At 45.9% G+C, this 25750-nt stretch carries 25 protein-coding genes; 17 read left to right on the plus strand and 8 right to left on the minus strand.

Going from position 1 to position 25750, the window contains the following annotated elements:
- Window positions 1-76: 76 nt before the first annotated feature.
- Window positions 77-826: a YwaF family protein gene (locus AC0J5I_RS11160; protein ID WP_107995104.1), complete on the minus strand. Its 750-nt coding sequence runs from the start codon at window positions 824-826 to the stop codon at window positions 77-79.
- A gap of 276 nt (window positions 827-1102) precedes the next feature.
- On the opposite strand from AC0J5I_RS11160, the gene AC0J5I_RS11165 reads away from it, so the two are divergent.
- Complete coding sequence (locus AC0J5I_RS11165; protein WP_107995105.1) at window positions 1103-1534, plus strand: GatB/YqeY domain-containing protein; 432 nt, start codon at window positions 1103-1105, stop codon at window positions 1532-1534.
- A 112-nt stretch (window positions 1535-1646) separates the two neighbouring features.
- Here AC0J5I_RS11165 and AC0J5I_RS11170 read toward each other — a convergent pair whose 3' ends face one another.
- The gene (locus AC0J5I_RS11170; RefSeq protein WP_086941280.1) at window positions 1647-1826 is read right to left on the minus strand and encodes a YjzC family protein; all 180 of its coding nucleotides are present in this window, start codon (window positions 1824-1826) and stop codon (window positions 1647-1649) included.
- Between the two features lie 249 nt (window positions 1827-2075).
- Here AC0J5I_RS11170 and AC0J5I_RS11175 point away from each other — a divergent pair, with 249 nt between their 5' ends.
- The 5 genes from AC0J5I_RS11175 (at window position 2076) to pheT (ending at window position 8713) form a co-directional block, all read left to right on the plus strand.
- A complete protein-coding gene (locus tag AC0J5I_RS11175; RefSeq protein WP_107995106.1) occupies window positions 2076-3389 on the plus strand; it encodes a murein hydrolase activator EnvC family protein in 1314 nt (437 codons plus the stop codon).
- Window positions 3390-3507: 118 nt separating this feature from the next.
- Complete coding sequence (locus tag AC0J5I_RS11180; protein WP_107995107.1) at window positions 3508-4266, plus strand: TrmH family RNA methyltransferase; 759 nt, start codon at window positions 3508-3510, stop codon at window positions 4264-4266.
- 337 nt (window positions 4267-4603) lie between these two features.
- The gene (locus tag AC0J5I_RS11185) at window positions 4604-4918 is read left to right on the plus strand and encodes a winged helix-turn-helix transcriptional regulator (protein ID WP_086986970.1); all 315 of its coding nucleotides are present in this window, start codon (window positions 4604-4606) and stop codon (window positions 4916-4918) included.
- Window positions 4919-5247: 329 nt separating this feature from the next.
- Window positions 5248-6294, plus strand: a complete 1047-nt coding sequence (pheS, locus tag AC0J5I_RS11190) for a phenylalanine--tRNA ligase subunit alpha (protein WP_475299860.1) — start codon at window positions 5248-5250, stop codon at window positions 6292-6294.
- A gap of 4 nt (window positions 6295-6298) precedes the next feature.
- Entirely contained in the window at window positions 6299-8713 is a 2415-nt protein-coding gene (gene pheT / locus AC0J5I_RS11195; RefSeq protein ID WP_475299861.1) for a phenylalanine--tRNA ligase subunit beta, read from the plus strand.
- 74 nt (window positions 8714-8787) lie between these two features.
- On the opposite strand, the gene rnhC is transcribed toward pheT, so the two are convergent.
- Window positions 8788-9738, minus strand: a complete 951-nt coding sequence (gene rnhC / locus AC0J5I_RS11200) for a ribonuclease HIII (protein WP_107995110.1) — start codon at window positions 9736-9738, stop codon at window positions 8788-8790.
- Window positions 9739-9958: 220 nt separating this feature from the next.
- Here rnhC and AC0J5I_RS11205 point away from each other — a divergent pair, with 220 nt between their 5' ends.
- The 4 genes from AC0J5I_RS11205 to trxA all read left to right on the plus strand — a co-directional run bounded on the left by AC0J5I_RS11205 (window position 9959) and on the right by trxA (window position 14168).
- On the plus strand, window positions 9959-10747 hold the full coding sequence (locus tag AC0J5I_RS11205) for a cell division protein ZapA (RefSeq protein WP_475299862.1): 789 nt from the start codon (window positions 9959-9961) through the stop codon (window positions 10745-10747).
- Window positions 10748-10776: 29 nt separating this feature from the next.
- Window positions 10777-11322, plus strand: coding sequence for a CvpA family protein (locus tag AC0J5I_RS11210; protein WP_086986834.1), 546 nt, complete (start codon window positions 10777-10779; stop codon window positions 11320-11322).
- A gap of 83 nt (window positions 11323-11405) precedes the next feature.
- Window positions 11406-13781 (plus strand): endonuclease MutS2, encoded by a 2376-nt coding sequence (locus tag AC0J5I_RS11215; RefSeq protein ID WP_475299863.1) that lies wholly within the window; start codon window positions 11406-11408, stop codon window positions 13779-13781.
- Window positions 13782-13856: 75 nt separating this feature from the next.
- Window positions 13857-14168, plus strand: coding sequence for a thioredoxin (trxA, locus tag AC0J5I_RS11220; protein ID WP_107995114.1), 312 nt, complete (start codon window positions 13857-13859; stop codon window positions 14166-14168).
- 74 nt (window positions 14169-14242) lie between these two features.
- On the opposite strand, the gene AC0J5I_RS11225 is transcribed toward trxA, so the two are convergent.
- Complete coding sequence (locus tag AC0J5I_RS11225; RefSeq protein ID WP_475299864.1) at window positions 14243-14668, minus strand: YslB family protein; 426 nt, start codon at window positions 14666-14668, stop codon at window positions 14243-14245.
- 342 nt (window positions 14669-15010) lie between these two features.
- A complete protein-coding gene (locus AC0J5I_RS11230) occupies window positions 15011-15316 on the minus strand; it encodes a transcriptional regulator (RefSeq protein WP_107995116.1) in 306 nt (101 codons plus the stop codon).
- 213 nt (window positions 15317-15529) lie between these two features.
- Between AC0J5I_RS11230 and racE the strand changes: the two genes are divergently transcribed.
- The 4 genes from racE to cbpB all read left to right on the plus strand — a co-directional run bounded on the left by racE (window position 15530) and on the right by cbpB (window position 18080).
- On the plus strand, window positions 15530-16354 hold the full coding sequence (gene racE, locus AC0J5I_RS11235; RefSeq protein WP_107995117.1) for a glutamate racemase: 825 nt from the start codon (window positions 15530-15532) through the stop codon (window positions 16352-16354).
- A gap of 15 nt (window positions 16355-16369) precedes the next feature.
- The gene (locus AC0J5I_RS11240) at window positions 16370-16993 is read left to right on the plus strand and encodes an XTP/dITP diphosphatase (protein WP_475299865.1); all 624 of its coding nucleotides are present in this window, start codon (window positions 16370-16372) and stop codon (window positions 16991-16993) included.
- Window positions 16994-17512 (plus strand): metallophosphoesterase, encoded by a 519-nt coding sequence (locus tag AC0J5I_RS11245; protein ID WP_475299866.1) that lies wholly within the window; start codon window positions 16994-16996, stop codon window positions 17510-17512.
- 67 nt (window positions 17513-17579) lie between these two features.
- Entirely contained in the window at window positions 17580-18080 is a 501-nt protein-coding gene (gene cbpB / locus AC0J5I_RS11250; protein ID WP_107995120.1) for a cyclic-di-AMP-binding protein CbpB, read from the plus strand.
- 88 nt (window positions 18081-18168) lie between these two features.
- Here the strand turns inward: cbpB and AC0J5I_RS11255 are convergent, their stop codons facing one another.
- Window positions 18169-19074 (minus strand): mechanosensitive ion channel family protein, encoded by a 906-nt coding sequence (locus tag AC0J5I_RS11255; protein WP_107995121.1) that lies wholly within the window; start codon window positions 19072-19074, stop codon window positions 18169-18171.
- 268 nt (window positions 19075-19342) lie between these two features.
- Between AC0J5I_RS11255 and AC0J5I_RS11260 the strand changes: the two genes are divergently transcribed.
- Both AC0J5I_RS11260 and AC0J5I_RS11265 read left to right on the plus strand, forming a co-directional pair.
- Window positions 19343-19816: a DUF948 domain-containing protein gene (locus AC0J5I_RS11260; protein WP_475299867.1), complete on the plus strand. Its 474-nt coding sequence runs from the start codon at window positions 19343-19345 to the stop codon at window positions 19814-19816.
- Window positions 19817-19856: 40 nt separating this feature from the next.
- Window positions 19857-20321: a YtxH domain-containing protein gene (locus AC0J5I_RS11265; protein ID WP_475299868.1), complete on the plus strand. Its 465-nt coding sequence runs from the start codon at window positions 19857-19859 to the stop codon at window positions 20319-20321.
- 79 nt (window positions 20322-20400) lie between these two features.
- On the opposite strand, the gene AC0J5I_RS11270 is transcribed toward AC0J5I_RS11265, so the two are convergent.
- Window positions 20401-21510 (minus strand): M24 family metallopeptidase, encoded by a 1110-nt coding sequence (locus tag AC0J5I_RS11270; protein ID WP_475299869.1) that lies wholly within the window; start codon window positions 21508-21510, stop codon window positions 20401-20403.
- Window positions 21511-21736: 226 nt separating this feature from the next.
- Here AC0J5I_RS11270 and ccpA point away from each other — a divergent pair, with 226 nt between their 5' ends.
- Window positions 21737-22747, plus strand: a complete 1011-nt coding sequence (gene ccpA / locus AC0J5I_RS11275) for a catabolite control protein A (protein ID WP_107995124.1) — start codon at window positions 21737-21739, stop codon at window positions 22745-22747.
- A gap of 174 nt (window positions 22748-22921) precedes the next feature.
- Here ccpA and AC0J5I_RS11280 read toward each other — a convergent pair whose 3' ends face one another.
- Window positions 22922-25684: a transglycosylase domain-containing protein gene (locus AC0J5I_RS11280; protein WP_475299870.1), complete on the minus strand. Its 2763-nt coding sequence runs from the start codon at window positions 25682-25684 to the stop codon at window positions 22922-22924.
- Between the last annotated feature and the right edge of the window lie 66 nt (window positions 25685-25750).

Raw genomic sequence — 25750 nt, forward strand, 5'->3', positions numbered from 1 at the left:
ATAGCAAAAAAAAAAAAAAACAGAAATGCTGTTCAATCAGCATTTCTGTTTTTTAATATATCCACCTGAGTCCGATTTATCTTCCCGAAAAATTCCGTCTTCTGGGAATTTCCCATGGCGTGTAAAGAATCGCCCAGACGATGAAGATGGATCCGAGGACCGCCATCAGGTAACCGGGTGTTCCCAGCCACATGTCGAAAAGCACAAGCACCGTCCCTTTTTCTATACGGTTCAGGAACATATAATTGCTGCCGATCATTTGGTTGACCCAGAAAGCTACTCCGATGAAAGGCGCTGCCAGATAAATGGAATGCGGCAAGCTTTTGAAATCAGGGCGAAATCCACCACCGAACACAAAGAGCAAAGGGAGCAGAATCAGCAGCAGGTGAGTCAGTGCATATTCCACAAAATTGAAACTGAAGAGAGGGTAAGTCCCCAGATTAGGGTTTGCCATGGCAACCAATCCGCCCGGTAAACTAAGTCCATACATGAATTCTTTCAGCAGCCGATTGTTTGAATAAACGGCTGCTGACCCCATTATTGCCGATGCGCTGCAAAGGTGAAGAGGAAGCAAATTGCTCAAAAAGAAAGAAAAATTACCGAAAAAGGCACACCAAATCCAGCGCGAAAAATATAGCATAATCAGTAAGGCGGCTATCGTCATTTTTATATTTCTTTGGCCCAAATCAGCCTGCTTGCGATAGATATGGATTGTCGAATAGATGATGATTGCAGATAGAACAAGGACAATAATATGAGATGAGCTAAATGTTTCCACGCCCATCCCGCTTGGCAAATCTGATTCAAAAGTCCAAAAATAAGACATACTTAAGCCCTCTTCCACGAATAAATGAATGAATTGGAGTACTTCACGACGCTAAGCTCGTTCGTCTTAATTTTACTGCTTATGTTTGCTCAACGCCATATACAGCAGTTGTTGTCATTATGCTTTTCAGATTTGCAGTCTAACTGATGTTAAGAACTGGTAGCAGAGATTTGCCAATTGCGCTTCTTTTCCTTAAAATGAGGGGTGAAGGCTGACCATTGCAGTAAAAAATATTAAAACAGCCCATACCAAAGAATCGAAGGGAGACCTGTAATCATGTCATTGAAAGAAAAAGTGAACAAAGACTTCATCCAAGCTAGAAAAGACAAAGACACATTGAAGGCAGATGTCCTGCGCTTGATCAAAACGGAGTACGATTCTTTCTTGATCGACAAAAAACGCGAGATGACCGAAGCAGAGGAAATCCATGTTTTTCTGAAGGACATCAAGAAAAACAACGAAGCCATCGAGTACGCGAAACAAGTCGACCGCACGGACCTGATTGAAGAGACTCAGAAAAAATTGGCCATTTTGGAGGCTTATGTTCCTAAAATGATGGATGAAAGAGAAGTCCGTTTCTTTTTGGCCGAAAACGGCATAGCCGAGATGCCGTTGAAGGATGCGATGAAATTTGCCATGCAGGTACTGGATGGCAAAGCCGATAAAGCGTTGGTCTCCAAAATCATCAAAGAACTGTTGGCAAAATAATGCATCAGACAAGAAAAGGACTGTGCGGCTCCTGCAGCACGGTCCTTTTCTGAAGTGAAATCCAAGATTCCTCCGCTCTGAATCGTTCGAGTGATCAGTTACAAGCGAATAATCAGTCTTTTTTGATCCATTTGTTTCCGGCTTTGTTTGTAGGAGGAAGTCTGTGCCCTTCGACGATGTGGACTTCTTTGCTGCCGGTAATTTTGCCACCTCTAGGGCCGACTTCTTTGTAGACGCCAGGAGGAAGATTATCCGTTCCTGGTTTGTGTAAATCTTTTTGATCGATTTTCATGCTTTTTGCTCCTTTCTTTCCTGAAGAGCGATGGCGGAGGTGCTGCTTGGTACAGGTTAAGTATATCGCTGTAAGCGCGAACAATCAAATGATGGCTGTCTTCGCAAAGAATTGTGCAAATATGAACAACATTTCAGGATTTTCGACTGTCGTAACAAATTGAAACACAATTGTCATATTTCTATCATGTAATGGTATTTTAACTTTGATATACTTCATCTCGTAGAAGAAACAGGAGGAGAAGTATAATTGGGAAAAAAACATATAGCGTTGTTCGCATCTATCTTATTGCTTAGTCCGATTGCAGGTGGATTTACTGCTCAAGCGGCTACATTGGAAGAGTTGCAACAACAAAAAGATGCTTTGCAATTAGAAACGAATACGATTCAATCGCAGATTGAAGAAAAATCAAATTCATTGAATACTTTGGAATCCGAAAAATCAAATTTGGAAACAAAAGTAAATGAACTTCAATCGCAATTGGATGAATTGATGAACCGATTAGCCGCTCAAGAGCAAAAATTAGCGGACATCGAATCAAAAATTTTGGAATTGCAAGCTGAAATCGAAGCATTACAAGTGGTCATCGACCAAAGAACCGAAAAATTAAATACGCAGGCTCGTTATATCCAAACGGATGCGGGCGTTACGGATATAGCTTCAATGCTGTTGTCTTCAGAGAATTTTTCTGACCTAGTCGGAAAAATCACGGTCGTTTCAAAGATTGTGACTGCCAATAAGGATATTGTTGAACAACAGGAAGCGGATCAGCAAAAAGTTGAAGACAGCAAAGTGGCTGTTGAAGAAGAAAAACTTGCTGCTGAAGCATTGAGACAAGACATTCTGATTTCAAAAAATAATGTCGTAGCCCAAAAAGCTGAGATCGACGTCCAAATCGCGCAAGTCATCGAGAACTACGAATTGACTGAAGCCGAGAAAAATGGCTTGGAATCAACAAGAGCTGACTTGGCTGCACAAACAGAAACAATCAGTAATGACATGGCGGCTGAACAAGCCCGCATTACTGCTGAAGCCATCGCAGTAGCCGAGGCAGAAGCAGCAGCCATCGCAGCGGCGGAAGCAGCCGCAGCAGAAACGGCAGCTAATAATCTGACTGCATCAGCAGCACCGACTACGACTGCATCCAGTAGTTATACTGTGAACTCTAGTGGTTTCATAAAACCAGCCAGTGGATACTATTCATCGCCGTACGGATATCGTCTTTCACCAATAACTGGTGGCTATGAATTGCATAGAGGGCAAGATATTGCAGGCAGCGGAGCGATTTCAGCAGCGCAATCCGGTACAGTGGAGACAGCTACTTATCATGCAAGCTATGGCTATTATGTCGTCATCAACCACGGCACAATCAATGGCGTAAACGTTAAAACTTTATATGCCCACATGCAACCAGGGTTAATGGTCGCGCCTGGACAAACCGTCAGTCAAGGACAACAAATTGGAATAATGGGTACAACAGGGGATTCAACTGGGGTTCATCTCCATTTTGAAGTTCAAGAAAATGGTGGACTAGTTGATCCGCTTAATTATATCGGTGGGTAATATATATATAAATTTTGAAGAGATTGGGAGTCCCCAGTCTCTTTTTTTCTGCCGTTGGATGAAAAGGCAGTAGTAAATGGAGTATAATAAGGAATAAGTTGAACTGAGGAGTTACAAAATGGAAAAGATAGTATCGATGAAAAATCAAAAAGTTAAACAATGGAAAAAACTTCAGACCGCTAAAGGCCGGAAAGAGGTGGGAGCATATCTGATCGAAGGGACGCATCTTTTGAAGGAGGCCATCAAAGCAGATGCGAACATCCAAGAAGTCGTGATGACAGAAGCTTTTCACCAACAGTCGGATTTGCTGATTGAGGAAAGGAACATCATCGTCGTTTCTCAGGAAATCCTTGCCAGCCTGGCTCAGACGGAGACGCCCCAGGGAGTCGTTGCAATCGTTCAGATTCCTGAAGCCGTTCCGATTTCGGAATACAAAGGCAAATATATTCTTTTGGATCAGGTTCAGGATCCAGGAAATGTCGGCACCATTATCCGAACAGCGGATGCTGCCGGGTATACAGGGGTCATTTTAGGGGAGGGATCGGTGGATCTCTACAATGACAAAGTGCTGCGTTCCATGCAAGGAAGCCATTTCCATCTGCCTATTTATCGTGGCGATCTGCAAGAGTTGATCCCCGAATTGAAGAGCAGCGGGATCCCGGTCTACGGTACCGAACTGAATGAAGCGGCCGTCGATTACCGGACCGTTGCCCCAACCGATGCGGTAGCGTTGGTGCTCGGCAACGAAGGGAATGGCGTTTCAAAAAAAATATTGGCATTGACGGATCAGAATCTGTATATCCCGATTTTCGGCGAAGCCGAGTCTCTGAATGTCGCAGTTGCAGCAGGAATACTGCTTTATCACTTCGTTGGCTGAAGAAAAGCATAAAAAAAACGCTATATTTTCAATTAAACGTGAAAAAGTGTTGCCTTTGTGAAATTCCTATCCTATTATAGGAAACAGACATGAACTTTTTGTACGCTTGCAAGCTGGCTGGCGAATTCTTCACGCACATCATTCGTGATTATTTTCTTATTCGGATGGAATGAAGCGGCGGCTATAAGCATTTTTCTGAGGGACTTCTTCAGTCAGTGCAGATTGCGAAACAGGATGCTTATTTTTTGTAAACATTTTGTGACAAAAGGCACATTCCCTTTGACAGGGGAAATGAGGGTGTTTATAATAGGTCAAAGAGGTGAAGGCTGTGAATGAAATGCTGGAAGTAAAAAAATGTATTTGTCCAAAGTTTGAAAAAACATTCTCTATTTTAGGGAAAAAATGGACCGGCTTAATCATCGAAGTCTTGATGGATGGAGATAAACGATTCAAGGAATTGGCCGTGCAGATACCTAATGTCAGTGATCGAGTATTAGTTGAACGCTTAAAAGAGCTGGAAGATGAAAAAATTGTGGTAAGAACCGAAAATCCTGCAGCGGCAATCAAAGTGATGTACGGGTTGTCCGAAAAAGGGAAAGCTTTGAACAATGTTATGCTGGAAATCCAAAATTGGTCGGATGCTTGGGTCTGAATCTGAACTTGACGGAAACGGCATTTCCGGGTAAACTGGCAAAGTAAGTAAAATGAATATGAAAAGCGTTGAAGGGAACCTTCACGATCTGCAGCTTTTTTCAGGGAATATTGGCCATTGACTGCGAGCCTTTATAGAAGCCGATTGTGTTTTTTCACTCCCCGAGCTGACTTTGGGATTTGCCCCGTGCAATGAATAAAGTTCCGGTTTATTACCGTTAAACAAATGAAGTGTCGTTGCTTGCAGCGAAACAAGGGTGGTACCACGAAAATCTCGTCCCTTACCAGGGATGGGATTTTTTTGCATTTTTTATGAAAAGGGGACAGAACATGGAATTAAAAGCGAAATTAGAAACATTACGTATAGATGCCTTACAGCAAGTCGAATCTGCAGAGGATCTGCAGGCATTGAATCAAGTCCGCATTTCCTACTTGGGGAAAAAAGGGCCGATCACAGAGGCTTTAAGAGGGATGAAGGATTTAAGCCCTGAAGAGCGCCCCGTCATCGGAACGTTAGCGAATGAACTGCGCGACGATATTGAAGCCGCAATCCAAGCCAAAAAAGATGCGCTGGAAATCAAAAAAATGGAGGCCGAAATCGCGGCCGAAACGATTGATGTCACCTTGCCTGGCAAGAAGATCGCGCAAGGAACGACACACGTCTTGACGCAGATCAACGAAGAAATCGAGGATTTGTTTTTGGGAATGGGGTACAAGATCGTGGACGGTCCAGAGGTGGAACAGGACAGCTACAATTTCGAAAAGATGAATCTTCCTAAGGATCATCCGGCCCGCGATATGCAGGACACTTTCTACATCACCGATGAATTGTTGTTGCGTACGCATACGTCACCAGTACAAGCGCGCACGATGGAGAAACACGACTTTTCCAAAGGACCATTGAAGATGATCAGCCCGGGGAAAGTTTACCGCCGCGACAGCGATGACGCGACCCATTCACACCAATTCCATCAGATTGAAGGATTGGTCATCGGCGAGAACATCACTTTGGCTGATCTGAAAGGCACGCTTGCCGTATTCGCCAAAAAATTGTTCGGAGAAGAACGCGAAATTCGTTTACGTCCAAGCTACTTCCCGTTCACGGAACCATCTGTCGAAGTCGATGTCAGCTGTTTCAAATGCGGCGGGTCCGGTTGCAATGTCTGCAAGCAAACCGGTTGGATTGAAATCTTGGGTTCAGGTATTGTCCATCCCAATGTTCTGGAAATGTCTGGGATTGACTCAACGAAATATTCCGGTTTTGCTTTCGGACTTGGGCAAGAACGTGTAGCGATGTTGAAATATGGTGTTGATGACATCCGTCACTTCTACCAAAATGATATCCGATTCTTAAGTCAATTCGATGTAAAGGAGTAACATAATGAAAGTTTCCTATAAATGGTTAAAAGAGTATTTAGATTTATCTGATGTAACACCTGAAGAATTGGCTGAAAAAATGTCCCGCACGGGTATCGAGGTGGACGACGTCGTCTATCCTGGCAAAGGCTTGTCCAAAATCGTTGTCGGTGAAACGTTGTCCGTGGTCGACCATCCTGATTCGGACCATCTGCATGTCTGCCAAGTGAATATCGGGGCTGAGGAACCGATCCAGATTGTCTGCGGCGCGCCAAATGTGGCTGCCGGCCAGAAAATCATCGTGGCTTTGCATGGCGCACGGATCACCGGCAATGCAAAAATCAAAAAGGGCAAGATGCGCGGCCAAGAATCGAATGGAATGATCTGTTCGTTGGCTGAATTGGGCTACTCTGAGAGTGTGGTTTCAAAAAAATATGCGGACGGAATTTTTGTACTGCCTGCTGAAGCGGTTCCCGGAACGGAAGTAGTTGACTTGTTGGAACTGGATGATGCGATCCTGGACATCGATATCACACCGAACCGTGCCGATGCTTTGAGCATGCGCGGATCCGCCTATGAAGTCGCAGCCATCTACAACAAAACGCTAAAATTCCCGGAGGCTCCTGTCTCCGAAAAGACAGGTTCCGTTGCGGATTACATCAAAGTTGCCGTTGAGGACACGAACGATGCGCCTGCCTACCATATCCAGGTGATCAAAGATGTAAAAATCGCGGAAAGCCCGCTTTGGCTTCAGAACAAATTGATGAACGGCGGCATCCGCCCGATCAACAACGTAGTCGACATCACGAATTATATCCTGTTGGAATACGGCCAGCCTTTGCATGCGTTCGACTACGACCAAATCGGTTCAAAGGAAATCGTCGTCCGTCGTGCCAAAGCGAACGAAATGATGACGACGTTGGATGGAGTCGAAAGAACGCTCGACACGGATAACATTGTCATCACGAACGGCATTGCGCCGATTGCAATGGCGGGCGTCATGGGCGGTCTGGATTCGGAAATCACCGATGAAACCGTGACTGTCGCTTTGGAAGCGGCATTGTTCAATCCGGTTTTGATCCGCAAAACAGCAGGGAAGTTCAACTTGCGCAGTGAATCGAGTTCCCGTTTTGAAAAAGGCATCAACGTAGCGACGATCCGCACAGCCGGACAACATGCGGCTGAACTGATCCATGAGTTGGCTGGAGGCACTGTCGTTGCCGGTACGGCTTCCGTCGATACTGTGGAAGTGAAGGACACGGAAGTGGTCATCACTTTGGAAAAAATCAACCGTTCGTTAGGGACTGCCATTTCCAGCGACGAAGTGACTGCAATCTTCAACCAGTTGGGCTTTGCCACGACGTTTGACGGCGAAACCTTCACGGTTGCTGTACCGCCGAGAAGATGGGATATTTCCATTTATGCGGACATCCTGGAAGAAGTCGCACGCATCTACGGCTACGACAACCTTCCGGAAACATTGCCGATCACACCGGCTTTGCCAACTGCATTGACGCCTAAACAACACACGATGCGCATCACCAGAAGATTCATGGAAGGTGCGGGACTGACCCAGAACATCAGCTATGTCCTGACTACCGCCGAAAAAGCGCGGGAATACGCAGTCGAAGACAAGGAAGGCATCCGTTTGGCTTGGCCGATGAGCGAAGACCGCAGCACGCTGCGGATGAACTTATTGAGCACGCTGCTGGACAATGCCGCTTACAACGTTGCCCGCAAGAACACGGATATCCAGTTTTACGAAATCGGTCGCGTCTTCTTCCCGTCAGCTGATCGCGTTTTGCCGATCGAAGCGGAGCGTTTGGCCGGCGTGATGACAGGAATGGCCTACCAAAAAGATTGGCAAATGGCTGCTGAATCCGTCAACTTTTATCATGCTAAAGGAGTATTGGACGGGTATTTCGAGACGATGGGCCTGAACGATCAGATCCGTTTTGAAGCTGCCAAAGACCTGAAATGGATGCATCCAGGCAGAACGGCTGCCGTCTATCTGGGCGATACCTATATCGGTTATGTCGGCCAGGTTCATCCGGCAACGGCAAATGCCTATGACCTGAAGGAAACCTATGCCTTCGAAATCGATTTTGAAGCAATCATCGCCGCACCGAAGGAAGTGATCACACAGCAGCCAATCCCTAGATTCCCCGGCGTGACTCGCGATGTAGCTTTATTGGTGGATGAAACCGTCACACACCAGCAGATCGTCAAGACCATCAAGGAAAACGGAGGGAAATTCTTGAAGGATGTCCATCTGTTCGACATCTATCAAGGCAAAGGAATCGAGGACGGCAAGAAGTCGGTTGCTTATTCCATGGCATTCCTGAACCCTGAAGCGACGCTTGTCGATGAAGACATCAACAAGGCCTTCACCAAATTGGTCGCAGCTTTGGAAACCGAATGCGGAGCAGCAATCCGTTAAGGGAACCAGCTTGCCTCATTTTACTGAACAACAAAAAAAACGATTCGCCTTTTCTTAGGTGAATCGTTTTTTTACTATCTGTTCGCCAGTCGGATGGCTTTTTGGGTATTGGCAAAGTGAAGCTTCGTGTATTTGTCCAACAGTTCCAAGCCGCCTTCACGGTACATTTCGGCAGCAATCAGGTCGACGTTGGCGCCGGCGCCTGAAGGGATCGGATAACCGGAGGCTGCGGTCATGTCAGCCAATGTCTTCAGAAAGTAGTAGCGGGCGATGATGGAAGCCGCCGCCACCGCCAGATGATGGGATTCGCCTTTTGTTTGGAAATGAATGTTCTCCTTCACTTGCACCTTTTGGTCAGAAATATGCTTGAAATACGTCGAAGGCAATTCGAACTGATCGACCAAGATCGCTTTGGGTTTTTCCGGAGCTATTTTCTTCAAAAGCTGATCGAGGACTTGATTATGGAGCAACGCCTTCATTTTGCCTTGGGACATCGTCGGCTGGACTTCATTGTATTTTTCGGGCATCAAGTTGATGACGCTGTGAGGGACACACTGCAATAATTGCTTTGCAATCGTAATGATGCGGGCATCGGTCAGTGCTTTTGAGTCCTGGACGCCCATATTTTTCAGCAAGGGCAATTGTTCGGCAGACGCGTAGACAGCGCAGACCGTCAATGGGCCGAAATAGCTGCCGTTACCGACTTCGTCGCTGCCGATGACGGACCAGCCGGGAAAGCCTGCTGGGAGCCCGGTTTTGCTCGGAGCCTCTTTGTTAACGCCGTTTTTTGCGACAGTGGGTTTTGAATTCCCATTCTTCTCGCTGGCGGATTGCCACTGCGCCGCTTCGCTTTCGGCGTTTTGGCCTTGGAACAGCACTTTTCCGGAATTATAACCAGTGATGGTGGTTTGGTTCTTTTTGGCTGTGAAAAGGCTGTGGGGCACTGGTTTGACAGCATAATCTTGATAAAAGACGGCCATCTTTTTAAGTTGGCTCGTCGTTGATTTCAAAACGACATTCGACATATTCTCATCCTTGCTCTATTTAATTTTTCTGTACAACTTCTTAATCGTAGCATCCCTTATTCTATCACAGGAGAGGCAATTCTTGATGGTGAAATGTGATGGAAAATAACTGCTATTTTCGACAAAATGGAAGGTTTGCGAACAGGAAGAGGTTTATACTGCAATCTACAAGATTTATGTTAAAATATATTAGACAGTTTTTTAATGGAGGTCTTTGAATATGACGGAAAACAAAAGAAGATTCAAAACAATCATAGCAGGGAAGACCTATACGATTGTGGGAAATAAAGCACCTGAGCATTTGACTGCGGTATCGGAATTGGTCAATGCGCAGTTGGAACAGATCAAACAGGCAGCCCCGGCGCTTGGACGGGAGGAGCGCGGCATTCTCGTGGCCGTGAATGCCATTTCCGATCAGATCACGAAACAGTTGGAGATGGAAGAGTTACTATTGAAGGTGGCAGAGCTTGAGAAAGCTTTGCAGGAAAACAGAAGCGTTACAGAACCTGCTTCCACTCAGGAAACAGAACAGGCCGAGGCAGAGATGTCTTTAGTCGAGGCGCCACACACTCAAACGGTTGCCGACGTCGAACAAAAAATAGATGCCGTTCCTCTGGCGGAAGAGAAAGCACCTAAAAAAGCAAGCGAAACCGAAGCAACAGTCGTCGAAAGGCCTGAAAAGGTCCAGTTTGCTGAAAAGATGACCGGGAATGCTCCAACAAAGAAGGCATTGACTAACTTTGCTGGAAAAAAGCGCGATAACGAGAGCCAAACCGTGACTTCTATGCCAGCGACAATCAGTGAATTGCAGCAAGCTGCCCGTGAAGCCAACGACCTGCCGGCCAGAAAATCCAATTCAAAATTGACGAAGACGACAACTGCTTCCGAAGCAGCGTTGAAACGGGCTCAACACAGGACGCAAGTGCGTTCGGCTTTGGGTGTCAACAGGAATGCTGAGAATGCCATTCCGCCTTACACTAAAAATCAAGAACACGATGGGAAAAAGTAGAAAAAAGACTGTAGAAATCAGGTGAAAAAATGCTTACGTTGATAATAGTGCTCTCATTATTGTGGGGCATCTATACTGGCGTCAGAAGAGGGCTTATTCTGCAGGTTGTCTACACCGTAGGATATTTCATTTCTTTCTTGGTCGCTAGAGAATACTATGCCGTCGTTGCGGAAAAAATCGATCTGTTGGTCCCGTACCCATCCGTAGAGTTCGGCAAAGAACTGATATTTTACTCTGAACAGGTGTCCTTTGTCCTGGATCAGGCGTTTTATAATGGATTAGCATTCATTCTGTTGTTGTTCGCAGGTTGGCTTGTCACGAGATTTATCGGGAGCATGCTGAACTCTTTGGCGTTCTTCCCGATCATCAAACAGCTGAATGAGCTGGGCGGCGGCATACTCGGATTCCTGATGCAATACATCGGAATCTTCCTTTTGCTGACCCTTGCATCGATGATTCCGCTGGATTTCATCCAACAACTTTATGTCGAAAGCGATCTTGCGGCTTGGATGGTATCCGAAACGCCATATTTCTCACGGTTGATCTATGACTGGTGGATCGGCATCATTCAGTAACAGAATGTTAATTAAACGGAAGGGACTGTATAGTGTACTATATCGTCCCGTTTTTTTGGAGAAGCACTTTTTAGGAGAATCAGATGAATAATAAAATAAGTAAAACATTAGAGTTCGAAAAAATAAAACAACAACTCCAGAATTTTGCCGCAACCGACCAAGGAAAAGATGAGATTCAGGCATTGCGGCCCGAAACTGATCCGGAAAAAGTCGTTGCTTTGCAAGATGAAACGGAAGACGGAAGAAAAGTTTTGCGCCTGAAGGGTGGGATTCCGATGCCGAGGCTGAAGTCCATCCGCAGCCATCTGAAGCGACTGGAGATAGGCGGAACCTTGAACGGAAAAGAAATCGCCGAAATCGGTCGGGTTTTGTCGACTACAAGAGAAATTATCCAATTCTTCCAATGGTTCGATGACAACGAGATTACCTTCTTTGTCCTGGATGAACTGGTGGACAGGCTGGTCGTATTACCTGAAATCACAAGAAAGATCCAAGCAACCATTTACGAGGACGGCACAATCCAGAACGATGCCTCACCTGCATTGAAAGGGATCCGTACAGGAATCAAGCAGGGCGAACAGAATATCCGGACCAAACTGGATGATATCATCAGAGGCAACAAAGCGTCCTACCTCAGTGATGCCATCATCACGATCCGTAATGACCGTTTTGTGATTCCGGTCAAGATCGAATACCGTAATCAGTTCGGTGGGATTGTCCACGACCAAAGCTCAACGGGTCAGACGCTTTACATCGAACCACAAGCCATCCTGGATCTGAATAATCATTTGCGACAGCTAGCGGCACAGGAGAAAGCGGAGATCGAGCGGATCTTGTATGAATTATCGATGGAAATCGAGCCATTTACGCAGGAATTATACGGGAACAGTGAAGTGCTGGCGACTCTGGATTTCATCAACGCAAAAGCGCGTTATGCCGATTCCCTGAAAGCGACACGCCCGATCATCAGCAAAGAGAATCATATCGCCATTTGGAAAGCCAGACACCCGCTTATCGACCAGAATGATGTCGTCGCGAACGACCTGATCCTCGGTGAAGCATACCAAGCAATCGTTATTACCGGTCCAAATACGGGCGGAAAGACGATCATGCTGAAGACACTTGGGATCATCCAGATGATGGGCCAATCCGGTCTTCAGATACCGGCGGATGAGGACAGCCAAATCGGCATTTTCACGGAGATTTTTGCTGACATCGGCGATGAACAGTCAATCGAACAGAGCCTGAGTACGTTCTCTTCACATATGACGAATATCGTCTCGATCCTTAATCAGATCGATGACAAAAGTCTCGTGCTCTTGGATGAGTTGGGTTCCGGTACCGACCCCCAAGAGGGGGCCTCGTTGGCTATTTCGATTTTGGACTACATCGGCGGCATCGGCAGCTATGTCATGGCCACCACGCATTACCCTGAACTGAAGGCCTACGGTTACAATCGCTCCGGAACGATTAATGCCAGCATGGAATTCAACGGAGAGACGTTGGCTCCGACTTACCGTCTGCAGATAGGCGTTCCCGGCCGAAGCAATGCCTTCGATATCTCGAAACGACTCGGGCTCAACCCAAGCATCATCAATCAGGCGCGCAGTTTCATTGATGTGGACAGCCAAAACCTGAACGAGATGATTGCGGATCTGGAACAGAAGCGACGCGTCACCGAAAAAGAATCCCTGCAACTCCAAACGCAGTTGGAAGAATCCGACAAGCTGTTGGCCGATTTGAAGCGCGCCAACGAAAAGCTGGAAACCAATAAGGAAAAAGTCATCGAAGATGCCAAAAAAGAGGCCAACAAGTTGGTCGACACGGCGAAAGAAGAAGCGGAATTGCTATTGCAGGAAATCCGCGAAATGCAGCTGAACATGGGGAATTCCGGCAGCATCAAAGAACACGAACTGATCGATCTGCGCAAGCAATTCACCGATCTGCGTCAAGAGGAGTCTTTGGTCAAAAACAAAGTGTTGCGTAAAGAAAAAGAGAAAAAAATGTTCAAACCCGGCGATGAAGTCATGACGGAGACGTATGGCCAGCGCGGCACACTCGTGGAAAAGAAAGGCAATGCCGAATGGGTCGTACAGATGGGAATCATGAAGATGAAGCTGCCGGAATCGGATCTCAGGCTGATCAAAGAGGAACCGCAGCAACAAAGCAGGCAAAGGCAGATCGCCACTGTCAAATCGGCTTCATCCAGTCACGTGGCGACGCAGCTTGATCTTAGAGGCCAACGCTACGAAGAAGCATTGTCTGAAGTCGATCAGTATTTGGATGCCGCTTTATTGGCCGGCTATCCGCAAGTAACGATCGTCCATGGAAAAGGCACAGGCGCTCTCCGCAAAGGTGTGGGCGATTTGCTGAAGCGTCATCCCCAAGTGTTGTCCTACGAATATGCAGCGGTGAACGCCGGTGGAAACGGCGCGACGATCGTGACATTCCGCGGCTGAGCAGATTGATTGGTACTGAGCAAAACCTCTGCTATAATTGGAACATAAAGAAAGCATTTGAAGGGAGTAAACACAATGGTGAAAATATTAACAGATGCAAATTTTGAGACAGAAACAAAAAATGGGGTCGTGCTAGTGGACTTCTGGGCGACTTGGTGCGGACCTTGCCGCATGCAATCACCAATCATCGATGAATTGGATGCAGAAATCGGCGATAAAGTGACCTTCGCCAAAATGGATGTGGATGCTAATCCGCAAACACCAAGCCAATTCGGCATCATGGGGATCCCAACGTTGTTGATAAAAAAAGATGGACAAGTCGTACAAAAATTAGTCGGCTACCATGCAAAAGAAATGCTTGAAGAAACGCTTGAAAAATATATCTAAACAATAAGAAAGAGTTGCCGGCGTCCTGGTATTTCAGGGTATCCGGCAACTCTTTTTTCTTTGGGTGTTCCTGTTCATTCAACGAAAAGGGTGATGATGACTTCTTTTTTCTTGTCTTTTCCGACTATGATTTCTGCTTTTGCTTCACAGGGGAGGCCGGTCGTCATCTGGATTTGTTGCGCCAAAAATCCAGCTTCCAGTTGGAAGGAGGCCTGATCGTTTTGGGTGCGGACAGTGACCAGATCACTATCCAGACGGTATTGTTGCGCATTTTTTTCTTTTTTGAGTAGTTCCAGCTGTCCGAAACCGCAATAAATCATCGCTTCATACAGATCTTCCTGACTTTTTAATGGAAATTGCCGAGCCAAATCTTTTCCGGCCCAATACAATATTTCATTGGTATGTTCACCAAGAATGTTTCCCAGAAGGTAATCCCTTATCAATAAATAGGAGAAGTGTTCGTTATCGATAATACGGGCATTTTCGTTTTCAGGATTCAAGTGATTTTCCCCCCTTAATTGTACACTTCATTATACACGTATTTTAAATAGTGACTAGAGCCTATTTTCAGGCGATGCCTATCAATGGCGTTTTTTATCAACATCAGGCATAATAGGGTTAAGAAATCCAATACACAACTTGAAAGGAAGATGTTTATGTGGAATGCTAAGAAAGCTTTGGGATTGATGCTGCTATTGATTCCGGTCTTCAAATATATCTCGGACTGGAAAAAAGAAGAGGAGCAACGCCGTTTGCTGAATGGCTGAACAGGCTTCTCCATCCATGCCAAAAATGAAAACTCGTTATACCGCATTACGCGATATAACGAGTTTCGTTTGTGATTATGACCTGATACCATGTACTCTATTGATGTTCAGCCCAAAAAGGATGCCGTTCCCGGGTGCAGTAATGTTTACCGCTTCCTCGATTTGGCTGATGATTTTTTCGGAATATTCTTCCTGGGTCAACACCAGCAGGATTTCTTTTTCCGGTTCTAATGCCAAATTGAACAGCTTCTTGTTCTCGTGCATACCGGATCCGCGGCCGGCAATGACGGTGCCGCAGTAGGACTCTTCGCAGCGCGCGCTCTCGAATACGCGGTCGATCATTCCTTTGTCGACTACGGTTACGATTGATTGATAACTCATCTGTGTGTCCACTCCTTTTCCTGATTATTGAAATTGAGCCAATTGTAGCATAGATATTTTTGAACGGCCAATAATCGGCAGTGGCCTTGGGAAAAAGAGACCCTATTTTCCGTAAAAGCGAAGCGATTTCGGATGAAATTTGCCTCATTTTCACCAAATCAGTGCATCTTAAGGTAAAATAGAGATACGAAAACAAATAAAGGAAGTTACTGCATGAGCAAAAAAGCAATCGGTTTTATTGACTCTGGTGTCGGCGGCTTGACCGTCGTGAAACAAGCAATGAAACAACTTCCCAATGAATCCATTTATTATCTGGGGGATTCCGCCAGATGCCCCTATGGACCAAGGCCCAAAGAAGAAGTGATTCAATACACATGGGAAATGACACAGTTTCTGCTGAAGAAAGATATCAAAATGCTGGTAATCGCCTGCAACACAGCGACTGCAGCTGCCTTGGATGTCATCCGCGACCGCGTGGACATTCCCGTGATCGGCGTCATCAATCCCGGGAGCCGTGCGGCAATCAAACATTCAAAAAATGAGCGCATTGCCGTAATCGGCACAAAAGGCACCATCAACAGCGACGTATATAAACAAACCATCAAGGACAAAGACAAGGGTATTTCGGTCATCAGCATGAGCTGCCCCAAATTTGTGCCGCTTGTGGAGAGCAACCAATACAACGGATCAATCGCCAAAAAAGTGGTTGCGGAAACGCTGAAACCTTTACTGAAGGAATCTGTTGATACCCTCATTCTGGGGTGCACGCATTATCCGCTTTTGACACCGCTCATCCAAAATGTGATGGGGCCTTGTGTAACCCTTATCGATTCCGGCGCTGAAACGGTATCTGAGGTGAGCACCCTCTTGGATTATTTCCGTTTGGCGGAAAGCTCACACAACAAGGAAGCATCCGAATACCGATTTTATACGACTGGTTCGCCCAAACTATTTTCGGACATTGCAGAAAACTGGCTCGGACAGGGCAATTTTACGATCGAAAAAGTTGACTTGGTACATTTGATTGAGAATGATTGAGAAATGAGGGATACGATGAACGCAACTGAAAAAAAGAAAATCGTAATAGCAACCAAAAATCCGGGAAAAGCCAAAGATTTCGCCTTTCTATTTGAACCAAAAGGCTATGAAGTCGTGACTTTGTTGGATTATCCGGAGATTGAGGATGTTGAGGAAACCGGCTATACATTTGAAGCCAATGCACGGAAGAAAGCTGAGACAATCGCCGAATTATTGGGTATGACAGTCTTGGCGGACGATTCGGGCATCTGCATCGATGCGTTGGATGGCCAGCCAGGTGTGTTTTCAGCCCGTTTCGCCGGTGGAGCGAAAAGCGATGCCGCCAATAATGCGAAGGTGCTTGCGATGCTGGGGTCCCAGAAGAACCCGTCCCGAAAAGCACACTTCCATTGTACGCTGGTGTTGGCCCACCCTGATCGGGAGAGTCTGGTTGTCGAAGGGGATATCGCGGGTGAAATCGCCGAGTTTCCGAGCGGAGACAATGGTTTCGGATATGATCCTTTGTTTTATTTGCCTCACTTAGGCAAGACGATGGCGGAATTGAGCGATGTCGAAAAAAATCAGATCAGCCATCGCGCGAATGCCCTGAAAAATCTGGAAAAAAGTTGGGCAGCTTGGCTGGAAAAGGAAGCGGACTAGATGATAAAAATACTTGCAGTCAGTGACAGCCACGGTAAAAAAGACATTCTCAATGAGTTGATTTTGCGATATTCGAATCAGGTCGATCATTTTATCCACTGCGGTGATTCGGAATTGAGCAGTACCGATCTGATCTGGGGGGTCATGTCCACCGTGATGGGGAATTGCGATTATGATTATCAAATGAACGACGAATACCGATTCCAGGCCGGCGACAAAAATGTGCTGGTCGTTCACGGGCATCGTCATTCTGTGAGAGGCTCCGTAGCTGGTTTGAAAGTAGCAGCCCAGCAAGCGAACGCTTCGCTGGTATTTTACGGGCATACCCACATCGCCAAAGCGGAACAGGGGGATGGCATCCTGTTCATCAACCCAGGCAGCATCAGTCAACCACGAGGCACACTGACTGAAAAGACTTATTGCATCGTCACGTTGAATGATCAAACAGCCACTGTAACCTATTACAATGACCACCATCAGGAAATGGTCGATCTGAACAAACAATTTCAATTACTTTGATCACATGCAATAAAGGTGGCACTGACGACTTAGGCGCCGGATGAACACCTTTTAGGAGGAATTAAAAATGATTAGTAGCGAAGTAGCCGGGTTATTACTGGACAATGACGCGTGTGGGGATCTGATGATCCATGGAGAAAATGTCGCCAATGTGCATTCTTCAAATAACCTGAACCATGCATTTCTAGTACTGTCCCAAGTGAAGTATTCTGTCATTCCCGTATTGGATTCGAAGTCCCGCATCAAAGGTCTGATTTCCATACCGATGATCATCAAAGCCATTACCGAAATCGATGCGATCCGCTATGACAAGCTTGAGACACTTACGGTCCAAGAAGTGATGGACCGTAATGTACAGACTATCCGCCCATGGACGGATCTTGAGGATATCTTGAATTATCTGATCGATCACAATTTCTTGTGCGTTACCGAAGATGACGGCAAGTTTATCGGCATCATCACGCGCAAAGAAATTCTGACGAGAGTAAATCACCTGGTGCACGGCCTCCACCGCCTCTACAAGTTTGAGAAAATCGAGGAGAAGGAAGAAGTGGCATCCGAAAGATAGATGCCGCTGTCTCCTTCAGCACCCACCCCACAACAAAAAAAGTGAGCACCGCCCAATGATTGGGCGGTGCTCACTTTTTTTAGGCAGCTTATGCTTTCGGCGCGGTGTACGGCATAGCCGGAATTTGGATGCCGGCTTCCAACAGGGCTGAGCGGTAGCTTCCCAGGAACAGGTTTTGAATGGTGAACTGCTGCCCATTCAATGTATAAAAAACTACCCGATAGGCAAGTTGACCATTCCCTTTATCGGTAATGCCGACAACATTCGGACCTTTGACGATCTCCGGATGTTCAGGCACAATCCGCTCGTTGACGGCATGGATGACCTGGTCGACGGTTTCGAAATCGGTATCCGGATACAAGAGAATATCAATCATTGCTCGCATATCATTTCGGGACAGATTGCTGATGGTCGTTATGGTATGGTTCGGCAAAAAATGCAATGTTCCATCAAAACTCTTGATTTGTGTCGTTCGCAGCCCTACGTTTACGACAGTGCCGTCGATTCCGCCGATGACAACATGATCGCCGACATCAAATTGGGATTCCAGGATAATAAAGAATCCATTGACGATATCATTGATGAACTGCTGTGCTCCCAGACCGATAGCCAGACCCGCAAGACCGGCACCGGCAACCAATGTAGCGATCGGAACACCCATAATGGAGAGAACTCCGTAGGTCAAAAAGAAAAACAGAAGATAACGCAAACCATTCTCCGCTATTTTATAGATGGTGGTAGCGCGATTCTGCGTGATATGTTTGGTCAATATTTGTTTTTCGAAAGTCCGGTGCAACACGTAATTGGATAAACGTTTTAAAGCAAAAAAGATGAGCAACAAAAAAATTAAGGTTATGCCTTTCGAAATAAACAGGCCCACAATCTCTTCCCAGGCGATGCTGTTCCACCATTTGACAAAAATGTTTGGATTCGTCACCACTTCCCCTATCAAATCTTGCGCAAGAGCACTGTCTTGTATACTTGCATCAATCATTTATATCCCTCATTTCTAAAACAGCTGTTTCCATTGTATCAAATTACAAGGTTTATGAAAATGAAGATAGGATTACGTTTCTTTGAAGAAAGCATGTCTAAAGCGGAGAAATCCATATTCAGACGATTTGACATTATCTAAAGGGGTTTCAATAGCATATCGGAAATGTCTATGGTATCATTTTATTATAAATGAAATAAATCTTATAAAAATTCGTACAATGCTTTGAAAGATGTGAGTATGAATTAAGAAGGAGTGAGTACAAATAATGGGATATGGTGAAATTGCAGCTTTGATTGCTGCACTAGCTTTTGCGGTATTGGTGGTTTTCATCATCTTGGCATTGAGAAAAGTCACTGACATCTTAGGCGAAGTTGAAAAAGTTACCAAGGAAGCCAATAAAAGCCTGGCGGTCATCACAAAAGATGTCGATCACTTGTCAATCGAAGTTGAAGGCTTACTGAATAAAGCCAACACGTTGGTGGACGACCTGAACGGAAAAATCAGCAAGACAGATCCTTTATTCACCGCAATCGGCGATTTGGGTGTGACCGTTTCCGATGTGAACCAATCAACCAGAAATTTGGCAGTATCACTTAAAGGCGGAGGAAAAGGCGTAAAAAGCACATCGGGTTCCTCTACTGTCGGAAAGCTTGGGCGGACGGCAATGGCAATTGCCCGCCAACGGCAAGCGAAGAAAGAAACAAAGGAAACAAAGGACACAAAGTTCAAAACTTACTAAAGAGCCAACCAAATCATAAACGAAAAGGAGAATGAATATTATGACAAAAAATAAAGGCGGATTTGTATTAGGGGCAATCATCGGTGGGGCAGCGGCAGCTATAACTGCACTATTGTTTGCGCCAAAACCAGGAAAAGAATTGCGCGATGACATCACTGAGGAAGTCAATAATCTGCTTGATACAGCACGCGATTATGCAGACATCGCTGTCGAGAAGGGCAATGAGTTCATGGATGTTGCCAAAGAAACGTCGGAAGACATTAAAATCAACTTGAAGGACACCACTTCATCCATCAAAACGCAATTCACGGAAACGACCAAACATGTCGGTGACGATTTAAAGAAAGCGAAGGACGAGATCAAAGAGAAAGCCACTGATGTGAAAGAATTTGCATCCGTCATCGCTGAGGAAGGCAAACAAGAAGCTGTAGCTGTTACGGAAGAGAAAAAAGCCGCAGTGGAAGAAAAAGTTGAAGAAGTCAAAGACAACGTGGAAAATATCTAAAAGCAACACAAAAAAACAGGCTTGCTGCCTGTTTTTTTGTGTTGTTTGACGAGTTATTCCGTTGTGCAAGTATAACCAACTAATTGATCAGTTTTGAATAGGCGTCGATGCCAGTGGGCGTATGCGTGAAGGATTCAAAACCATCCGCACTCACAAATCCGCAATCCTCGACTCTGACCCCGATATCCCCTTCGATATAGATGCCTGGCTCGATGGAAAAACACATGCCTTCCGTAAGGGCCAATTCATTGCCTTCCATGATGGATGGGTATTCATGCACGCCTTGACCCAAACCGTGACCCAGACGATGGTTGAAGTAGCGGCCGTAGCCCGCATCCGCAATGATCTTCCGCGCTGCGGCATCCAATTCGCCGGCGGTTATGCCAGGGCGAACTGCAGCCATCGCTGCATCATGGGCTGCCAACACCAAATCGTAGAGCTCTTGTTGGCGCACAGATGGCCTGTCACCAAAGAAGAGCGTGCGTGTCACATCACTGGCATAGCCCTCGTGCATGGTTCCCAGATCGAACAGCACAAACTGGTTTAGCTTGAGTTTGGTGTCGCCGGGAACGCCGTGCGGACTGGCTGCATTTTCACCGAACAACACCATGGTGGTGAAGCTCATTTCGGCTACGCCTCTTTTTTTCAGTTGGTATTCAATTTCTGCTACGACTTCCAGTTCAGTGATGCCTTCGCGCAGCGTATTGGCGCCTATTTTGAGTGCTTCGTCAGCCCATTGGCCCGCTTTCTTCATGAAGGTCAGCTCTTGTTCCGTCTTGATCAGGCGCATTTTTTGAAGCGTTTCGCTGATGTTATGCCCGAAAGTTGCTGTCGGGAAATGTGTCCGCAAAGCTTCCATGCGTTCAACAGTCAAGAAATCTTTTTCGATGGACCAGTCCGATAGCGGCGAATGACGCTCCTTTATGCTGGTTGCCAGTACAGTCCAAGGATCTTGCGTATCCGTGTAGCTGACCACATCAAAATCAGCAGCGGTATTCCGCGCATCATTTTCTTCCAGCGCAGGGACAAACAGCAGGGGTTTTGCATCCTTAAATAGAATGGCCGCCAAAATCCTTTCATGTGGATCGCTCCTGTATGAAGAAACGTAAAAGACATTTTTAGGATCATTGAGAAATACGATATCGATATCTTGTTTTTTCATTAAATTGATAACGGAGTTTAAAGGCATTTTTAATATGACACCTTCCTTTCTTTAGTATTATAGCATATAATGAGGGTTCGATTTTTGATATTTGCAATGTGAAATTTTCATGAAAACTTTTATAAAACGCTTGCATATCTCATGAAACAATGGTAAATTCTTTATAAGCTTGTAAAACAATCAATATTTACAACATTATGTTGAATAATGGAAAATAAAAAATTGAAAACAATTGAGATAAGGAGCAACATAAATGGAAAAACAAACGATTACAATTTACGATGTCGCTCGCGAAGCAAATGTCTCCATGGCAACTGTTTCCCGCGTAGTGAACGGTAATCCCAACGTAAAACCATCCACAAGGAAAAAGGTATTGGAAGTCATTGAACGTTTGGATTACAGACCGAATGCTGTTGCCCGTGGTTTGGCAAGCAAGAAAACAACTACAGTAGGGGTTATTGTCCCTGATGTCACTAACTTGTTCTTCGCATCTTTGGCACGCGGAATCGATGATATCGCTACAATGTACAAATATAATATCATTTTAGCGAACTCCGATCAGAATGACCAGAAAGAAATTCAAGTATTGAACACCTTACTTGCCAAACAAGTGGATGGCATCATCTACATGGGCAATAAGATCACCGATGAGTTGCGCGCAGAATTCTCCCGTTCCAAAACGCCGGTCGTTCTGGCGGGAACAATCGATCCTGAACAACAAGTTGGAAGCGTCAATATCGATTACATCGGCGCAACCGAAGAAGTTGTAGCGAACATGATTGCGAACGGCAAGAAGAATATTGCTTTCGTATCAGCATCGCTTTCCAATCCAATCAATGGTCAGCATCGCCTGAAGGGATACAAGAATGCTTTGGTCAATGCAAACATTGCTTTTGATGAGGCTCTTGTCTTCGAATGTGAGCCGACTCTTCAAAATGGTGAACTATTGGCTGAACAATTACTTGAAGCCGGAGTGGATGCAGCATATGTAGCTGGTGATGAACTTGCCATCGGCCTGCTGAATGCTATCATCAATGCAGGTGTCAACGTCCCTGAGGCTTTTGAAGTCACTGCCAGCAACAATTCCCGCATAACTGAAATGGCGCGTCCGAAATTGACGTCCATCATGTTGCCGCTGTATGATATCGGTGCTGTTGCGATGCGTTTGTTGACTAAAATCATGAACAAAGAAGACATTGATGAAAAATCCATCATCCTTCCTTACAAAATCGTCAACAGAGGAACAACATTACCTAAAAAGTAATCGGTCCGTCCGAATGACAATCAAGCCCAAAAAGCCCCGCATCTGTTTCGGATGCAGGGCTTTTTTCTGTCCTGTGCAGAAAAGGATCGCCTGGAAGCACCTTTGTTTCGACAGGACAAATAAGTAGGGGCAGCAAATGAAAAAGCTGTCCCGAATGGGACAGCCACTATCTTATTACTCAGTTGCGGAGGGTTCTTCAGTCTGCGGGGATTCCGCTCCGGTTTCTGTTTCCGCTTCTGTTTCTTCAGTTGTATCGTCGGTCTCCGGCTCGGCAGGTGCTTCTTCTTCAGCAGCATCATTGGTAGCGTTATTTCGGTTTGCCGCGGGGGCAGACGAAGCTGCGGCCGCATTACGTCTCGCTGTTGCTTCAGCCAAATAGCTGTCCCAAAAGTCTTCCAGATCTTTATCGGTGGCGCCGGGAGAGAAATAGTAGGAGATTGTTTTTGGTAAATCATCAACTTTGAACAGATCAGTCCTTGTGCTTCCGTTAAGGGTGACAGACAATCCGTTCGCAAACGAAACGGTTCCCGCCAACGTTCCTGTTTCAGCCAGGACCGATTTTTCGACAATTCCTTCCGGTTGCTGATGTGTCTGATCGGTTCCGAGGATGCCCGGATTGATGCTATAGATCTTGTTGGCGATTTGGGACCAGTAATTCAGATTTCGCCCGGTCGGTAGTCCTTGATTGTTAGGGTCATAGAAGACATGTTCCCCTTTGTAATTGTCATAACCCATCCAAGAGCTGAGCGTGACGGTGGGGGTGCTGGCGATGAACCAGATGTCACGGTTAGCTTCCGATGTTCCGGTCTTTCCGGCCCAATCGGCGCTGAAATCCAGATAATTGTTGATCGACCTGCCTGTGCCATCGGTGATGACGTCGCGCAGAATGTCCAAAGTCAGATAAGCGGTGTCTTGCGAGAATACTTCCGTCGTTTCGGACTCGTGCTGATAAATGACATTCCCGTGCTTGTCCGTAATCGTCTCGATCAGATAGGGCGAAACATGCCCGCCTCCGGTTGCGAAGGTCGTGAAGGCGCTGGTCTGTTCCAAAACGGTAGGGCCATCATTTGTGGCTCCGATCGCTAAGGATGGATTGCCGTATTCCGATTCGTCGATCGAGGTGATGCCCATTTTTTCCAGATATTGCCCCGGATTCATACCTTTGTCGTTCATGGCGACATAGAGCTTGATTGTGGGGTTGTTTTTTGATTGGTAGAGCGCTTGGCGAGCGGTCATGTAAGAATTGGAAATGGTGTCGCCGAAGTTCGTAGGCTCCCATAGTGTGCCATCGGGCTGTTTGATGCTTATTTTTGTATCAGGCACCATCGAAGCAGGGTAGATAAGGTTTTGTTCGATCGCCGGAGCATAGACCAGCAACGGCTTGATCGTTGAGCCCGGTGAGCGGTTAGTGCTGAACACGTGGTCCACTTGATTGACCGAAAAATCACGGCCTCCGATGAATCCGATGATTTTACCTGTCTGGTTCTCGATCAATACACTACCTGTTTGGGCAAGCTCAGTAACTTCTTGCGTGACCCCATCTGCATCAACATAGGTATCAACGAATGTTTCTCCCAAGGTTTGCCCGTATTCGGATGCGACTTCCTGCATGCCGTTATAGATGTCTTTATCAATTGTGCTGTATACGTTATATCCTGATAAGCGTAGCGCATTATCCGCATTTGCGTAATATTCGTTGTACAGTTCGGTGTCTGCTTCCAGATCCTCCAAGGTGAGGTCATTCCCGGCAGCAGCTTGCTTCATCAGTACCAGGATTGCTTCGCGTTCGACGGCTTGATATAGGTAACTGTTCCTGTCCTCTTGCGTGGCATAGGCAGCTACGAAATCTTGAGTTATGTCGTAGGCGATTGCAGCATCATATTCTTCTTGAGTGATGTAGCCTTCGCTGAGCATCCGGAACAGTACGGTGTTTTTGCGGTTAAGGGCCGCGGTCAAATCCTCTTTTCTTTCGCCGTATTGCGTGAAAGGAGTATAGGTATAAGGATTCTGCGGGATACCCACCAAGAATGCCGCCTGAGCCAAGGAAACATCGGCTGCATGGACGCCAAAGATTCCGTTGGCGGCTTCCTCTATTCCTGCGATATTGGAACCGCTGCTGTTTCGTCCAAAAGGTGAGACGTTCAGGTAAGCAGTCAGTATTTCATCTTTTGTAAAGAAATTTTCGAGCCGTAGGGCCAATAAAATCTCATTGGCTTTGCGGGAAAAGGTCACTTCATTCGTCAATATCTGCTGTTTGACGAGTTGCTGCGTCAGGGTAGAACCGCCGCTTTGGCTGCCGAATCCAGTCAATTCAGTCACCAATGCCCTTAAAATAGCCTTCGGTACGATCCCGTCATGCTCATAAAAATTTTCGTCTTCCGTTGCGATGAGCGCTTCTTTGATAATCGGAGAGATGCTTTCCGATCCAATAGTGGTCCTGACCAAGTCGGTGCGTATTTCTGAAATGGCTTCGGTGTTTGCGTAGTACATAGTCGAAACAAGTTCAACATTACCGATGTCTTCCGCCATGCTTTCGTATGTTGGGGCAGTCTCTTTTGAAATCAAATTGGCAAAGTACCCCAATCCGACGCCACCGCCAAATATGCCCAACAGGAGGCCCAATAGTATGATTCCGGTTAAAATGTTCCGGATAACACCAAAAAAAACATTGAAACCGAAAGCTCCTTTTGAAAGAAGAGGCTTCATGTTTGTTTCCGTGTCCAGTTTGCGTTTCATTCTCCGAAAAGTTACTTTGCTTTGATCCATACGTTTGTGGGTCTTTTGCTCCCAAAGCAAGGCTTTTTCCTTTGTTTTTGCAGCATTTTCTTTTGTGAAAATCCGCTGGAGGCTGCCATTTATCGATTGCCCAAGACGTTTAAAAAATTCCCCGGTCTTTTTCAGCCATTTTTCCGCTTTATTTCCATCTGGATTGTTCATATATTCCCTCTTTCCTTTTCAGGTGGTCACTTATTAGTATAACAAAAAAGCTTTGCCCTGACTATT

It is taken from the genome of Trichococcus sp. TS_SC_9 (genome assembly GCF_056156325.1).